Annotated in this window: 14 protein-coding genes; 6 read left to right on the top strand and 8 right to left on the bottom strand. The window is 72.8% G+C overall.

The annotated features are described in order from the left end of the window. Positions 1-7: 7 nt before the first annotated feature. Positions 8-2,503: an alpha-L-arabinofuranosidase C-terminal domain-containing protein gene (locus AB0G32_RS20245; RefSeq protein WP_361164672.1), complete on the bottom strand. Its 2,496-nt coding sequence runs from the start codon at positions 2,501-2,503 to the stop codon at positions 8-10. A gap of 145 nt (positions 2,504-2,648) precedes the next feature. Here AB0G32_RS20245 and AB0G32_RS20240 point away from each other — a divergent pair, with 145 nt between their 5' ends. Beyond that, on the top strand, positions 2,649-3,098 hold the full coding sequence (locus AB0G32_RS20240; RefSeq protein ID WP_361164669.1) for a DUF6314 family protein: 450 nt from the start codon (positions 2,649-2,651) through the stop codon (positions 3,096-3,098). Here AB0G32_RS20240 and AB0G32_RS20235 read toward each other — a convergent pair. Both AB0G32_RS20235 and AB0G32_RS20230 read right to left on the bottom strand, forming a co-directional pair. Beyond that, complete coding sequence (locus tag AB0G32_RS20235) at positions 3,095-3,670, bottom strand: histidine phosphatase family protein (RefSeq protein WP_361164666.1); 576 nt, start codon at positions 3,668-3,670, stop codon at positions 3,095-3,097. The genes AB0G32_RS20240 and AB0G32_RS20235 overlap by 4 nt on opposite strands. A 127-nt stretch (positions 3,671-3,797) precedes the next feature. Beyond that, complete coding sequence (locus tag AB0G32_RS20230) at positions 3,798-4,238, bottom strand: GNAT family N-acetyltransferase (RefSeq protein ID WP_361164663.1); 441 nt, start codon at positions 4,236-4,238, stop codon at positions 3,798-3,800. A 112-nt stretch (positions 4,239-4,350) separates the two neighbouring features. Between AB0G32_RS20230 and AB0G32_RS20225 the strand changes: the two genes are divergently transcribed. Beyond that, on the top strand, positions 4,351-4,965 hold the full coding sequence (locus AB0G32_RS20225) for a DUF6461 domain-containing protein (protein ID WP_361164660.1): 615 nt from the start codon (positions 4,351-4,353) through the stop codon (positions 4,963-4,965). 2 nt (positions 4,966-4,967) lie between these two features. On the opposite strand, the gene AB0G32_RS20220 is transcribed toward AB0G32_RS20225, so the two are convergent. Beyond that, entirely contained in the window at positions 4,968-6,410 is a 1,443-nt protein-coding gene (locus tag AB0G32_RS20220; RefSeq protein ID WP_361164657.1) for a PLP-dependent aminotransferase family protein, read from the bottom strand. Between AB0G32_RS20220 and AB0G32_RS20215 the strand changes: the two genes are divergently transcribed. Next, complete coding sequence (locus tag AB0G32_RS20215) at positions 6,409-7,329, top strand: DMT family transporter (protein WP_361164654.1); 921 nt, start codon at positions 6,409-6,411, stop codon at positions 7,327-7,329. The two genes, AB0G32_RS20220 and AB0G32_RS20215, sit on opposite strands and share 2 nt — an antisense overlap. Positions 7,330-7,419: 90 nt before the next feature. Continuing rightward, a complete protein-coding gene (locus AB0G32_RS20210) occupies positions 7,420-7,614 on the top strand; it encodes a DUF1918 domain-containing protein (protein WP_361164651.1) in 195 nt (64 codons plus the stop codon). Positions 7,615-7,652: 38 nt separating this feature from the next. Here the strand turns inward: AB0G32_RS20210 and AB0G32_RS20205 are convergent, their stop codons facing one another. Then, complete coding sequence (locus tag AB0G32_RS20205) at positions 7,653-8,921, bottom strand: family 10 glycosylhydrolase (protein ID WP_361164648.1); 1,269 nt, start codon at positions 8,919-8,921, stop codon at positions 7,653-7,655. A 181-nt stretch (positions 8,922-9,102) separates the two neighbouring features. Between AB0G32_RS20205 and AB0G32_RS20200 the strand changes: the two genes are divergently transcribed. After that, positions 9,103-9,975, top strand: a complete 873-nt coding sequence (locus AB0G32_RS20200) for a 3-hydroxybutyryl-CoA dehydrogenase (RefSeq protein ID WP_361164644.1) — start codon at positions 9,103-9,105, stop codon at positions 9,973-9,975. Positions 9,976-10,169: 194 nt separating this feature from the next. Continuing rightward, complete coding sequence (locus AB0G32_RS20195) at positions 10,170-10,427, top strand: hypothetical protein (RefSeq protein ID WP_361164641.1); 258 nt, start codon at positions 10,170-10,172, stop codon at positions 10,425-10,427. 29 nt (positions 10,428-10,456) lie between these two features. On the opposite strand, the gene AB0G32_RS20190 is transcribed toward AB0G32_RS20195, so the two are convergent. The 3 genes from AB0G32_RS20190 to AB0G32_RS20180 all read right to left on the bottom strand — a co-directional run bounded on the left by AB0G32_RS20190 (position 10,457) and on the right by AB0G32_RS20180 (position 13,694). Beyond that, positions 10,457-11,002, bottom strand: a complete 546-nt coding sequence (locus tag AB0G32_RS20190) for an NUDIX hydrolase (protein WP_361164638.1) — start codon at positions 11,000-11,002, stop codon at positions 10,457-10,459. Positions 11,003-11,084: 82 nt separating this feature from the next. Continuing rightward, a complete protein-coding gene (locus AB0G32_RS20185; protein WP_361164635.1) occupies positions 11,085-12,425 on the bottom strand; it encodes a transcriptional regulator in 1,341 nt (446 codons plus the stop codon). A gap of 252 nt (positions 12,426-12,677) precedes the next feature. Continuing rightward, positions 12,678-13,694, bottom strand: a complete 1,017-nt coding sequence (locus AB0G32_RS20180) for a PP2C family protein-serine/threonine phosphatase (RefSeq protein ID WP_361164633.1) — start codon at positions 13,692-13,694, stop codon at positions 12,678-12,680. Between the last annotated feature and the right edge of the window lie 131 nt (positions 13,695-13,825).

Genomic DNA, 13,825 nt, shown 5'->3' with positions numbered 1-13,825 from the left:
AGGCAGGTCACCGCTGCCTGATCCGCAGGAAGGTGACCGAGTTGGCCGGGAAGGTGTACGTGAACTTCGCCGCGGCCCCGGCGAAGGTCGACGTCACCGGCGTGACCGGGGCGTCCGTCTCGGTGTTCACCGCGTCCTGGCCGGCGGCCAGGGTGGTGACCCGGGCCCGGGCGGCGACCTTGGCGCCGCCGAGGTCGACCGCGGTGCGGGCGGCGGCGTCCTGGGCGTTGACGACCTTGACGATCAGGTCGCCGGTCCGCTCGTCCTCGGTGACGACGTGGCGGAACGGCTCGGCCGGCTTGTCGTCGGTGAAGGAGCCCCATTCCGCGCCGTCGAGGTAGAGGGTGACCTGGCGGCCCCGGACCTTGATGTGGATGTCGTACGCCCGGCCGGTCTCCACCGATCCGGCCTTGCTGATCAGCGTGGACTTGCCGCCGTCGACGGCCTGCTCGACGGCGGACTGGGTGTTGTTCCAGCCGCCCAGGTTCCACCAGTAGTAGTTGCCGGTGTCCTTGACGCCGAAGGCGACCAGGAAGCCCTCCTTGCCGGACTTCTTGGTGGCCCGCACCCGCAGGTCGTAGTTCTGCCAGGCCGGGTCGCCCGCCGTGACCAGGGTGTTCTCGGCGGCCTCGTCGCTCTGCACGTACTGGCCGTCCTGGACGCTCCAGCTTCCGGTGCCGGAACCGGTCCACTGCGACGGGTCACCGGAGAAGTCGTCGCTCAGCAGGGTCGCACCGTCCGCCGAGGTGACCGACACGTCGTCGTACGCGGCGCTGGTCGCCCATGTCGACAGCCCGACCGCGCCGGTGATGGGGCCGCTGACGTCGGGGGTCGTGGTGGCCGCCGAGGGGACGACGCGGTCGCCGGTGTTGTTCATGAAGAGCCGCTGGACCTCGTAGTTGGCCGAGTTCCAGGACGCCCGGTTGTTGAACCAGATCAGGTCCGGGCGCCACTGCACGTAGTCCTCGTTGGCGAGCAGCGGGGCGTAGGAGGCGAGTTTCACGATGTCCGCGTTGCGTTCCAGGCCGGTCATGTAGGCGGCCTCGGAGAGGGCGTTCCGCCAGGCGTTGCCCTGGGAGGCGTACTCGCCGAGGAAGACCTTGGGGCCGCTGCGGTCGTAGCTGTCGTAGCGGTCGTTGTTCTGGAGGAACCACCGCGGGCTGTTGTAGTAGTGCTCGTCGACCAGGTCGACGCCGCCCTCGCGGTTGAGTCTCCAGGCGGTGTCGAAGGTGGTGCCGGAGTCGTCGGGCCCGGAGTTGGAGATGACGGTGACGTCCGGGTACTTCGCCTCGATGGCGGCGCGGAACCGCTCGAACCGGGCGTAGTACGCCTCGGGCAGGTTCTCCTCGTTGCCGACCGCGAGGTGGGTCAGCCCGAAGGGCGCCCGGTGGCCCATTTCGGCGCGGAGCCTGCCCCAGGCGGAGGTGGCCGGGCCGTTGGCGAACTCGATGAGGTCCAGGGTGTCCTGGATGTGCCGCTTCAGCAGCGCCTCGTCGTCGACGGCCTGGTTCTGGCCGCAGCCGGTGACCAGGGCGGGGACGACCGGCAGCGGCATGGCGCCGATGTCCTCGGCGAAGCGGAAGTACTCGTAGTAGCCGAGGCCGTAGCTCTGGTTGTAGCCCCAGAAGTTGGCGTTGGTGGCGCGTCCCTCGACCGGGCCGACGGTGTCCTTCCACTGGTAGGCGCGCTTGCGCTGGTAGCCGGAGGCCGCGCTGTAGTCCGCCATCGAGCCGGTGTTGACCAGGCAGCCGCCGGGGAAGCGGACGAAGCCGGGGTTCAGGGCCTCGATCTTCTCGGCGAGGTCCTCGCGCAGGCCGTTGGGCTCGTTCCGGTAGGTGTCGCGCGGGAAGAGCGAGACCATGTCGAGGGCGGCGGACGCGGAGGAGGCGACCGCGAGCCGGCCGCGGTCGCTGGTACGGGTCGCGGTGAAGGTGGCGGTGTACTTGCGCCAGCCGCCCTTCGCGGCGACCTGGCGGGCCCTCGCGAGGGCGCCCGCGGCGTCCGCGAGGCCGACGGTGAGGGTGGTGCCGGACCCGGCGCGGGCCCACACCGAGAAGTCGTACTTCTCGCCCCGCTCGACGCGGACGCCGGTGTTGTAGCCGGCGTTGCTGACGGACGAACCGGCGCTTAGCCTCAGGTAGTTGCGGTTGCGCTCGTTGAGCCGCCCGCCGTCGTCCACGACCTCGGCGGTGCCGTCCGCCGCCCACGAGGTCAGCGGGGTGTAGGAGGCGTTGTCTGCGGTGGAGTACTCGAAGGACCGGTTCTGCACCAGTTCGGCGTAGAGACCGCCGTCGGCCGCGCGGTTGATGTCCTCGAAGAAGACGCCGTACATCGTGTCGTCGATCGCGGCGCCCGCGGCCGAGGGGTCGACGGTGATCGCGTAGTCGGTGACCGCCTCGGCGTGCGCGGGGACCGGGATCAGGACGGTGGCGATCAGCAGGGCCGTCGCCGTCAGACCGAGTCTGAGACGGCGGCGGCGCGGGCGCGACAGGGATCGTGACATGGATACTCCGCGGCTCCGACTGGACCGGGTCCAGTCTTGTTCGAAATATCGGACTTTGACCAGGACTTCGAACGGCAAGATAGGGAGGGGACCCTGGAGCGTCAATGGGTCGCGCAAGGGCGGGCGGGGCGGAGGGAGCGGAGTGATGGGCGAGTTCTGGCCAGTACCCGATGTACTGGCCCATCTGGCCGGGAGTTGGCGGGTGCGGCGGTCGGTGCGGGATCTCGCGGGCGGTGACGCGGGGCGGTTCGAGGGCACCACGGTCTTCCGGCCGGCGGCGGACGGCGACGGTCTGCTGCACCTGGAGTCGGGCGGGTTCACCTGGCAGGGCGTGACCCGGCCGGCCGAGCGGACGCTGCGGTTCCTGCCGGGCGCCGCACCGGGCACGGCGGACGTGCGCTTCGCCGACGGCCGCCCCTTCCACGACCTGGACCTGACCACCGGCCGGTACGTCGCCGACCATCCCTGCGCGGCCGACCTGTACCGCGGCGAGTTCACCGTCCGGGACCGGGACCACTGGCGCACGGTGTGGCGGGTGGGCGGCCCGGCCAAGGACCTGCTGCTGACCACGGACTACGAGCGGGCGGACGTCTAGAGTCCCCCGTCGAACCGCAGCGCCCAGCGGCCCGCGCTCCCGGTGAGGGCGGTCGTCGCCAGTGGCTGCACGTCGAGGTTCCAGTACGTCGCGGGCGGCGCGCCCAGGGCGTACACCAGGGCGGCGCGGATCACGGACGGCTCGGCCACCGCGACGACGCGGTCGCCGTCCTGGGCGGGCCGGGTGTCGAGCCAGCCGCCGACCCGGCCGATGAAGCCGAGCAGCGACTCCCCGCCGTGCGGGGCGGCCCGGGCGTCGGTCAGCCAGGCGTCCACCGCCTGCGGCTCCCGGGCCATCGCCTCGCCCAGGGTCAGCCCGTGCCAGCGGCCCATGTCGCAGTCCCGCAGCGCGAGTTGGACGAGCGGGGCGTAGCCGAGTCCGTCGCCGGTGGTCCGGCTGCGGGGAGCCGGCGAGCAGTAGCGCAGTTCGCACGCCGCGAGCGGCAGCAGGCCGGCGGCGGCCCGCTGCACCTGCTGCCAGCCGTCCCGGTCCAGCGGCTGGTCGTCGCCGAACCGCTCCACGAACGGGGACGCGGCGCCGGCCGCCGCGACGAACGTGACGCGAAGCGACATGCGCCGATCGTCATCCCGGAAAGTGCCCGCGGCAAGGGGTGTTACCCGGGGTTCACCGTGGGTGCGCCGGAGTTCACCCTGGGTGTGCCGGGGCTCACCGACGGCTCACTGGGGGCGCACCGGCGGCTCATTGGCCGTAGGCGAGCAGCATCCACTCCGCGGGCCGCTCCAGCGGCGCGAAGCCGAGCTTGGCGTACACGCCGTGCGCGTCCCGGGTGGCGAGGATGATCCGCCGCAGCCCGTACGGCCGCAGGTGCTCGCGGACCGCTGCGGCCAGCGCCGTACCGATGCCTTTGCCGCGTGCCGACGGGCCCACGTACACGTCGCACAGGTACGCGAAGGTCGCCCGGTCGGTGACCACCCGGGCGTACGCCACCTGCTCGCCCGTCACCGCCTCGTACACCCCGAAGTTGAGTGACCCGGCGATCGCCCGGTCGTGCTTGTCGCGGGGGCGTCCGGTGGCCCAGTAGGTGTCGGTGGCCAGCCAGTGGTGCACGCGGTCGGCGTCGAGGCGGGCGGGGTCGGTGGAGATCTCGTAGCCCTCGGGAAGGGGCGGCGTGTCGGTCATGGCAGGAGGGTGGCAATCCGTGGGCGGACGCGTCGACCGGTTTTCGGCTGGGCGTTCGTCGCGGGAGTGTTCGCCGCGGGGTGTTGTCAGTGGTGGCTGCCATGCTGCCGTCATGACTGCTATGACCACCGCGGCCGACTACGCCTGGCTCGAGGACGAGTACGCGTTCCTGACGGAGGCGTACTGCCTCACGCTGGTCCGGGACATCACCCCGGAGACCCTGCTCGCGGAACTGGGCGCCGCGGCCACCCGGCGGGTGACCGGTGTGCCGGGCCTGGAGCGGCCCTCCTTCGACGCGTGGCAGGAGCACGGCGGCACACGGCTGCTGGTCGCCGCCGCGCCCCTCGGCGACTGGACGCTGATGGCGGAGATCAACGGCTATGTGGGCGTGACGCCTTCGGTGATGCTCCCCGTCTCGCGCTCTCGCACCGTGGTCGCCCACTTCCGCAACATCAACGCGGTCGACCACTTCTACTGGCTCGAGGACGGCCGCATACAGGTGCACTTCGAGCCGCTCTTCCCGGACGACCGCGACGGCAGCCGTCCCGACGGGCTGCTCACCGAGATGCGGGAGTCGGGCTTCGTCCTGGACAGCGACGAGGACGACGAGGCCACCGGGCACACCGAGGCCGTCTTCGCGCTGGCCCATCGGGTCACGGGCATCCGCATGACACCGGAACTCCTGAACACCGCCGACTTCAGCTGCGCGCTGGTCCGGCGGCCCTGAGGTCAGCGCACCTCGTCGCAGGCCGCGCGCAGGCGCCGTACCCCTTCCGTGAGCTCGCCCGGTCCGGCCACCGCCGCGAAGCTCAGCCGGATGTGCCCGGCCGACGGCTCGGCGCTGAAGTACGGGCGGCCGGGAGTGACCGCGACGCCCGCGCGCAGGGCGGCGGTGGTCAGCGCGGCCTCCGACATGCCGTCGGGGAGGCGGAGCCAGAGGTGGTAGCCGCCGGACGGGACGTGCGGCAGGGCGAGTTCGGGCAGGTGCCGGCGCAGGGCCGTGGTCATGGTGTCCCGGCGGGTGCGCAACTCGGCCGAGACCGCCCGCAGATGGCGGGTCCAGGCGGGCGAGCCGACCAGTTCCAGCGCCGCTTCCTGGAGCGGGCGCGGGACGAAGAAGCTGTCGACGACCTGGATGGCGCGCAGCCGCTCCAGGACGGGGCCGCGGGCGGCCAGCGCGCTCACCCGGAAGCTGGGCGAGGCCGCCTTGGTCAGCGAGCAGACGTGCACGACCACGCCGTCCGGGTCGTCGGCGGCCAGCGGCGGCGGCAGCGGCCCGGCGTCCTCGTGCACCAGCCGCCGGACGAAGTCGTCCTCGACGACGAACGCGCCGGCCTGCCGGGCGATGCGCAGCACCTCGGCGCGCCGGTCGGCGGCGAGCACCGCGCCGGTCGGGTTCTGGAACAGCGGCTGGCAGACGAGGACCCGGGCGCCGCTGGCCTTGAAGGCGTCGGCGAGCAGCGCCGGGCGGACTCCGCCGGCGTCCACCGGGACCGGGACCGGGCGCAGTCCGGCGGAGCGGGCGATGGCCAGCATGCCGGGGTAGGTGGGCGACTCGACGAGGACCGGCGCGCCGGGCGGGGCGAGCGCGCGCAGCGCCGTGGTCAGCGCGGACTGGCCGCCGGCGGTGACGAGTATCCCGGCGGCGGTGACACTTCCGCCGGGTCCGCCGATGGCGCGCGCGAACCACTCGCGCAGTTCCCACAGCCCCTCCATCGGTGGCCGGCCCCAGGCGCCGGGCCGCCGGCCGGCCCGGGACAGCGCGGCGGCCAGTGCCCGTTCCGGCTGGAGCGAGGGGTGCAGATAGCCGCCGTTGAACTCGATGACACCGGGCGGCGGCGCGGTCAGCGACGCCAGCACGCCGGACGCGTCCACCGAGCGCGGTACCAGGTCGGTGGACGCGTCCGCGCTGAGCGCGACCTCCTGCCAGGAGGTGTCCCCGGCGGCCGGCGCCGGGGTGCGCGGCTCGGCCCGGAAGGCGCCGGCGCCGGGCCGGGTCACCACCAGTCCCTCGGCGGCGAGCCGCGCCAGCGCCCGGGAGACGGTCACCGGGCTCACCCGGAACCGGTCGACCAGGGCCCGGCTCGACGGCAGCTTTCCACCAGGTGAGTAGCGGTTCAGGTCCTGGCGCAGCAGATTCGCCAGTTCTTCCACACTGCTACGCTCATGCATGAGAGCACAGAGTAGCGCTATCGATGGCGCGGCGATAGCGGTCGGGAGTCCGGCCAAGGACTCCGCGCGAGCGGGCACCTTGCAGGCCGCGCTCGGCGTCGTCGCCTTCTCCCTCACCTTCCCGGCCACCGCCTGGGGCCTGGAGGGCTTCGGTCCCTGGTCCCTGGTCGCGGTGCGCAGTGTCCTGGCGGCCGTGATCGCGGGCAGTTGCCTGCTGCTCCTGCGGGTACCGCTGCCGGACCGGCGGCACCGGGCCGGTCTCGCGGTGGTCGGCGCGGGCGTGGTGCTCGGCTTCCCGCTGCTGACCACGCTCGCGCTCCAGACCTCGACCACCGCGCACGCCGCCGTCGTCGTCGGCCTGCTGCCGCTGACCACCGCCCTGCTGTCCGCGCTGCGGATGGGCACCCGCCCCTCGCGCACGTTCTGGACGGCGGCGCTGGCGGGCGCGGCGGCGGTGGTCGCCTTCACCGTGCAGCAGAGCGGCGGGGCGCTGACGGCGGCCGACGCCTACCTGTTCGCGGCGCTGCTGGTGTGCGCGGCCGGGTACACCGAGGGCGGCCGGCTGGCCCGGGTGATGCCGGGCTGGCACGTGATCGGCTGGGCGCTGGTGCTGTGCCTGCCGCTGACGGTGCCGGTCACGGCGGTGGCGCTGGCCCTGGAGCCGGTGCACCTGACCGCGCACAGTGTGACCGGGCTGCTGTGGGTCGCGGTGGGCTCGCAGTTCCTCGGGCTGGTCGTCTGGTACCGGGGCATGGCCGCCATCGGCATTCCCAAGGCCAGCCAGTTGCAGCTGGCCCAGCCGCTGCTGACGCTGGTCTGGTCGGTGCTGCTGCTCGGCGAGCACCTGCCGGTGGCCGCGCCGGTCACGGCCGTCGCGGTGCTGGTGTGCATCGCGGTCACCCAGCGGGCCCGCGGCTGACCGGCCTGCGGCCGGGTCCCGGCCCGGGCCCGGTCGCCGTAGACTCGACAGCACGGACCGCTGCTCCGCGACGGTGAGGAGGTCCCGCCGATGCGTGCGACCGTTGGTGACCAGCTTGTGCAGCACGGCAGGGTGGTCGGACAGCAGGACAAGAAGGCCGAGATCGTCGAGGTGCTGGGCCGGGCGGGCAGCCCCCCGTACCGGGTCCGGTTCGAGGACGGGCACGAGGCCGTGTGCTCACCCGGCCCGGACACCGAGATCCGGCACCCGGAGACCCAGCTGTAGAAACCCCGGCCCGGGGCCGCGGCTGCCCGTAGTGGCGGTCAGCGGGTGGCGCGGGCCGTCTTGCCGTAGTGGTCGGCGGCCACCCGCGCCATCGCGCCGATCGGGTTGGCCGCGACGTCCCGGGCGCCGAAGAAGACGTGCCCGCGCACCTGCGGATGGTCCTGGGCCAGCGTCAGGTGCCGGGACAGCTCGTTCGTCTTCTGCCAGGCGGCGGGCTGGGCCGTGTCGCCGGCCTTGTACAGCGCCTCGCCGATGTACAGCTCGGTGCGGCTGCCCTCGGCCACCCTCGACCACCAGGACAGCAGCTCGGCGTAGTCGGCGGCGGCCATGCCGATGTGCCAGTACAGCTGCGGCACGATGTAGTCGATCCAGCCCTGCTGGACCCACTTGCGGGTGTCGGCGTACAGGTCGTCGTAGGTCTGGACGCCGCCCTGGGTCTGCGAGCCGCGCGAGTCGGTGGTGGCGTTGCGCCACACCCCGAAGGGGCTGACCCCGAACCGGGCGGCCGGGCGCACCTCCTTGACCCGGGCCGCCGTCTCCCGCACCAGCCGGTCGATGTTGTCCCGCCGCCACGCGGCCCTGCTCTCGAAGCCGCCGCCGAAGGTGCCGTAGGCGCCCGCGTCGTCGAAGCTCTGCCCGGCCACCGGGTACGGGTAGAAGTAGTCGTCGAAGTGGACGCCGTCCACCGGGTACTTGCGCACCGCGTCGAACATCGCCTCCTGCACGAAGGCGCGCACCTCGGGCAGCCCGGGGTTGTAGTAGAGCTTCCCGCCGTACGGCACCACCCAGCCGGGGTGCTTGCGGGCGGGGTGGGCGGCGGCCAGCCTGGACCGGTCGGTGTGGTTGGCGACCCGGTAGGGGTTGAACCAGGCGTGCAGTTCCAGGCCGCGCGCGTGCGCCTCCGTCACGGCGGTGCCCAGCGGGTCCCAGCCGGGGTCGCGGCCCTGCACCCCGGTCAGACACTCCGACCACGGCTCGTGCGCGGACGGCCACAGCGCGTCGGCGGCGGGACGCACCTGGAAGAAGACCGTGTTCAGGCCGTACTTCACCGCCGTGTCGAGGTACTTGACCAGGTCCCGGCGCTGGTCGGCGGCGGGCAGCCCCGGCCGCGACGGCCAGTCCCGGTTGGCCACGGTCGCCAGCCACATGCCGCGCATCGTGGTGCTGCCGGCGGCGCCGCCACCGGCCCCGGCCACGCCGGCCGCCGTACCGGCGCCCCGGCTGCCCGGTGCCGACGAGGCCCGCGGTGCCATCGCGAGCGCCGACACGGCGGCCACCGCGAATGCCCGGCGTGACAGCCGGCGCATGGGAAGACTCATGAAGACCCCAAAACGCTCCGGATCCGCTCGGTCACGGATCGTCCCAGGGGCACAGCATGCCCGACCCGGAGGACCGATCGACGTCATGGCGAGGGTAACGTGCACGATCGGAGCAGACGCCGGAGCCCCCGGCGGGCTGCCGGTGCCGTAGGACAGCGAAAGGGACGATGTGACCGTCTTCTCGGGAGATATCGCGCGCGTCGGCGTGGTCGGCTGCGGTCAGATGGGTGCGGGCATCGCCGAGGTGTGCGCCCGCGCCGGCCTGGAGGTGATGGTCGCCGAGACCACCGGAGAGGCCCTGGAGATAGGCCGCACCCGGCTGTTCAACTCGCTGGACAAGGCCGCCGAGCGGGGGAAGATCACCGAGGACGAGCGTGCGGCCGCCCAGGCCCGGCTCGGCTTCACCACCGACCTCGGCGAGTTCGCCGACCGCGATCTGGTGATCGAGGCCGTCGTTGAGAACGAGCAGGTCAAGACGGAGATCTTCCAGGTCCTCGACCAGGTCGTGACCCGCCCGGACGCGATCCTCGCCTCCAACACCTCCTCCATCCCGCTGGTCCGTCTGGCGGTCGCCACCTCGCGTCCCGACCACGTGATCGGCATCCACTTCTTCAACCCGGCCCCGGTGCAGCAGCTCGTCGAGCTGATCCCGGCGCTGACCACTTCCGAGGGCACCCTCAGCCGGGCCCAGCTGTTCACCGAGAAGGTGCTCGGCAAGCACTCGATCCGGGCCCAGGACCGCTCCGGGTTCGTGGTCAACGCGCTGCTGATCCCGTACCTGCTGTCCGCGATCCGGATGTTCGAGTCGGGCATCGCCAGCCGCGAGGACATCGACAACGGCATGGAGCTGGGCTGCGCCCACCCGATGGGCCCGCTGCGGCTGACCGACCTGATCGGCCTCGACACGGTCGCCTCGGTCGCGTACTCGATGTACGAGGAGTACAAGGAACCGCTGTACGCCGCTCCCCCGCTGCTCCAGCGGATGGTCGACGCGGGGCGGCTCGGCCGCAAGAGCGGCTCGGGCTTCTACACCTACGCCTGACCCCCGTTCCTTCGCACGTGGGCCCGGCACCCGTCAGGGGTGCCGGGCCCACCGCTTTCACACTCCGTGTGCGCGCCGGGCTCGCATATGCCCCCCGCACACTCTCCCCCTGCGTCCACCAGGCGAGTTGACTCTTCATGCGCATGCAAGGGCTGTACTGCGCGCTCATCCGATTACGGAAAGGGAGCGGATTCGTGACCGTCGATCCCGAGCAGACCGTCGTGAACGGCGAACTGGCCGATGTCCGGCGCCGGCTCGACGTCGCCTACGCCCGCGTCGAGGGCGGACTGACGCTGCTCAACCATCGCACCGAGGAGACCGCCAAGACGCTGGACGAACTGAACACCCGCATCACCTCCCTGGAACATGCCCGCTGGCCGCTGCCCTCGATCGCGGCGATCACGGCCGTGGGCGCGCTCATCGTGGCGGTGTGGCAGGCGTTCGGCCGCTGACGGCCGAAGGAGCGGAGCCACAGGGGGGGTCAGGGCATGGCGTCCTGCCCGAGCCTGAGGTGGTGCAGCAGTAATAACGCGGCCGCCATGTTGGCGGCCGGCACCTCCCCGCGCGCGACCATGTCGGGGACGAGTTTGAGGGACACCCATTCCCTGCGGTCGGACTCGAAGTCGTCCACCGGGTGCCCGACGTACTCGCCCTCGTCGGCCCAGTAGATGTGGTGCCGGGCGTCGGTGAGGCCGTTGGACGGCTCCACGCTCATCAGGTGCCTGAGGGGTCCCGGCCGCCAGCCGGTCTCCTCCTCCAGCTCCCGGGCCGCCGCGACCACGAGGTCCTCGCCGTCCTCGACCACACCGGCCGCCAGTTCCCAGCCCCAGCTGTCGGTGATGAAGCGGTGCCGCCACAGCAGCAGCACCTCGTTGGCCTCGTTGACCACCGTGGCCACGGCCACCGGACGCATCCGGATGAGGAAGTGGTCGAGGTGCCTGCCGTCCGGGAGTTCGACGTCGGCGAGATTGACGCTGAACCAGCGATTCGAGTACACAATCTGCTCGTAATGTTTCGCCCACTGCACGGTTATGCCACCTTTCGTTGAGTAGGTGGCAATATCGCAGCCGGAGCTGTCCGCAGCAGGCGCGTGGTGGCGGCTCAGGGGATCACAGCGGTACGCGCAGTGCCCCGGCGATGAGTTCGGCCGCCTCGCTGGTGCCCGCGCAGCCGCTGCGCACCAGGTGCTCACGGACCGCCCGAAGTCTGTCCCGCAGCCGCTGGGACTCCATGCCCCGGGCCTGCTCGGTCATCTGCACCGCCGTCACCACGGCCTTGTCCGCGTGGCCCTGCCGCAGTTCGATGGTGCTGAGCATGGCCAGCCGGTGCACCCGGCCCCGGTCGTGCGCGGGGGTGTCGACGGCCGCCGCGGCGTGCTCGGCGGCGGCCGCCACCTCACCGAGGCTGAGCAGCGCCTCGGCCACCTGCACATTGACCAGCCCGGGCTGCACATAGCCGGTCTCGTCGGGCTCGTGGCCGCGCCGGATGCGGTCGGCGGCCTGCTCGGCCCGCCGGATGCAGGACAGCGCGCTGGTGCCGTCGCCGAGGTGCGCGTACGCCTTGGCCTGCATCGCGTACAGGTCGGAGGCGAGCGCCGGGGTGATGTGCCGGCCGGCGGTGCGCAGCGCGGCCTCGGCGAAGGCGACGGCCTGGCGGTACTCCCGCAGGTACAGCGCCTGGTTGACCAGGAGCGCGATGACATAGGCGCCGAGGCCCCGGTCACCGCTGGCCTTGGCGAGCCGCAGCGCCTGGTGGAAGTAGCGCTGCGCCAGGCCGTGCGCGTCGGAGTCGTAGGCGCAGATGCCGGCCACCGCGACCAGGCCGCCGGTGGCGCGGTGCAGTTGGCGGCCGGTGGCGTCGGTGTAGCTGCCGCGCAGCAGCGGGGCCGCCTCGGCGTTGAGGAAGCCGACGATCCGGGCCCTGGTCGCCACCCCGCCGGCCTTGCGGTACATCTGCTCGTAGTGCGCCCGGGCCGAGCGGAGCATGTCCAGGTCGGCGGGGGTGACCGGATGCCGGCCGCCGCGCGAGACGTCGACGTCCTCGGGCGGGTTCTCCCACTCCCACACCGGCATCACCGCGGGGGTGCCGGTGAGCGCGGGCGCACCGAGCAGGTGCGGGCGCTGCTGCTGGTCGGAGCGCCACAGCGCGGTGGCGCGCTCGACGAACCCGGACAGCGAGCCGGCGTGCGGGGCGGCCGGCTCGCCGGGCACGCCGAGGCCGATGTCGTCGAGGGTGACCGGCCGGCGCAGCCGGCCGGCCAGCACCTCGCAGATCAGGTCGGGCACCTGGCCGCGCGGGCGCTGCCCCTTCAGCCACCGCGCGACGGCGGTGTGTTCGTAGCGGAGGGCGAGTCCTCGGCCCCGTCCGGCCTGGTTGACGTGCGCGGCCAGGCCGGCGTGCGAGATTCCCGCCTCGTCCAGGATCGCGTCGAGCAGAGTGTTGGGCTGCATGGGATGCCCCCGGAAGGCTCGGTGCCGTAGAGATTAGTGGGTGTGTCTTCACACGGGGTGTGAAACGAGTGCGCGATTCCGTACCGTGTGCGCGCTGTCGCGCAGCGTGTCAACCGGCTTGACTGAATTGCCTCGTAACAGAGGCCGGTCGGGCCGCCGGCTCCCCCTCGTACAGTGCGGCGGCCCGTTGCCGCGCCGTCCGCCCGGCCGTCTGCCCGACATTCCGTGGCGGGGCGGGCGGCGGGCGCCGGCTCAGGAGAGCGAGTCGGCGCCATGCCGGGTCAGGGGTACGTCGTCGTGGCAGCGGGCGCGGTCGTGGTGCAGCATCAGCAGGGCCACGTCGTCGGACGGGCCGCCGTGGGTGTGGCGCAGCAGCGCGGTGAGCACCCGGCGCAGTACCGCCCGGGGGCACAGCGGCTGCTCCCGCACCGCCCCGGCCAGCGTCTGGCGCAGCGGGAAGAACCGGCCGCGGCCGTCCCGGGCGTCCTCGGCGCCGTCCGTGTACAGCAGCAGCGCCTGGCCCGGCGCCAGCCGCCCGTACCGTTGTACCGGCAGTTCGTCGGGGAGCGGGAAGAGACCGAGCGGCGGCAGCGGATCGGCCCGGGCCAGCGGCTCGACCTCGGTGCCGGTGATCAGATACGGCCATGGGTGGCCGCAGTTCAGCGCCCGCACCGCGCCGTCCGGCCCGATCTCCAGCAGCAGCACGGTGACGAACTCCTCGCCCGCCGTGCCGTCGTCGGCCCGCTCGCACAGCTGCCGGGCGAGGGCGCGGTCCAGACGGCGCAGCACGTCGCCGAGGTCGCCCCCGTCGTACGCCGCCTCGCGGAAACTGCCCAGCACGGCGGCGGCCGTTCCCACCGCGGCCAGACCGTGCCCCCGGGCGTCCCCCATCACCACCCGCACCCCGTGCTCGGTGCCGACCACCTCGTACAGGTCACCGCCGATGACGGCGCCCCGGTCGGCGGAGAGCTGGGCGGCGGCGACGTCGAGTCCGCCGACGCTCGGCGGCAGCGGGCGCAGCAGCGCGCTCTGGCAGGCCCGCGCGATCCGGCGGGCCTGCCGCAACTCGCGCAGCAGGGTGCGCCGCACCTGCAGGACGATGCCGGTGCCGACGGCGAAGAACACGGCACTGGAGACGAGCCGGGCGCCCAGCCCGTCCTGCTGGGCGAGCGGACAGGCCAGCTTGTACGTGACGGCGCCGGCCCCCCACGTGGTGGGCAGCCCCAGCGTGAGCACCCTGCGGGGCAGCCCAGCCTTGATACGGATCATGCCGTGGCCCCCCAGTCAGGCCCAGACAGCGCGGACCGGCCCCGAGGGACCGGTCCGATTCTGTCGACGGCATGACCGAGAAGGGCCATGTCATCCGGGATCGTCACCCATATGAGTGACGGGAGGAAAAG

Source organism: Streptomyces sp. NPDC023723 (assembly GCF_040639815.1).
Classification (GTDB): Bacteria; Actinomycetota; Actinomycetes; order Streptomycetales; family Streptomycetaceae; genus Streptomyces.
This window is presented reverse-complemented; position numbering and strand designations above follow the sequence as displayed.

Excerpts from the sequence above, each read along its gene's own strand:
- AB0G32_RS20180 (WP_361164633.1), bottom strand. The coding sequence starts at position 13,694 with ATGATCCGTATCAAGGCTGGGCTGCCCCGCAGGGTGCTCACGCTGGGG.
- AB0G32_RS20185 (WP_361164635.1), bottom strand. The coding sequence starts at position 12,425 with ATGCAGCCCAACACTCTGCTCGACGCGATCCTGGACGAGGCGGGAATC.
- AB0G32_RS20210 (WP_361164651.1), top strand. The coding sequence starts at position 7,420 with ATGCGTGCGACCGTTGGTGACCAGCTTGTGCAGCACGGCAGGGTGGTC.
- AB0G32_RS20230 (WP_361164663.1), bottom strand. The coding sequence starts at position 4,238 with ATGACCGACACGCCGCCCCTTCCCGAGGGCTACGAGATCTCCACCGAC.
- AB0G32_RS20215 (WP_361164654.1), top strand. The coding sequence starts at position 6,409 with ATGAGAGCACAGAGTAGCGCTATCGATGGCGCGGCGATAGCGGTCGGG.
- AB0G32_RS20205 (WP_361164648.1), bottom strand. The coding sequence starts at position 8,921 with ATGCGCCGGCTGTCACGCCGGGCATTCGCGGTGGCCGCCGTGTCGGCG.
- AB0G32_RS20225 (WP_361164660.1), top strand. The coding sequence starts at position 4,351 with ATGACTGCTATGACCACCGCGGCCGACTACGCCTGGCTCGAGGACGAG.
- AB0G32_RS20235 (WP_361164666.1), bottom strand. The coding sequence starts at position 3,670 with ATGTCGCTTCGCGTCACGTTCGTCGCGGCGGCCGGCGCCGCGTCCCCG.
- AB0G32_RS20245 (WP_361164672.1), bottom strand. The coding sequence starts at position 2,503 with ATGTCACGATCCCTGTCGCGCCCGCGCCGCCGCCGTCTCAGACTCGGT.
- AB0G32_RS20240 (WP_361164669.1), top strand. The coding sequence starts at position 2,649 with ATGGGCGAGTTCTGGCCAGTACCCGATGTACTGGCCCATCTGGCCGGG.
- AB0G32_RS20220 (WP_361164657.1), bottom strand. The coding sequence starts at position 6,410 with ATGCATGAGCGTAGCAGTGTGGAAGAACTGGCGAATCTGCTGCGCCAG.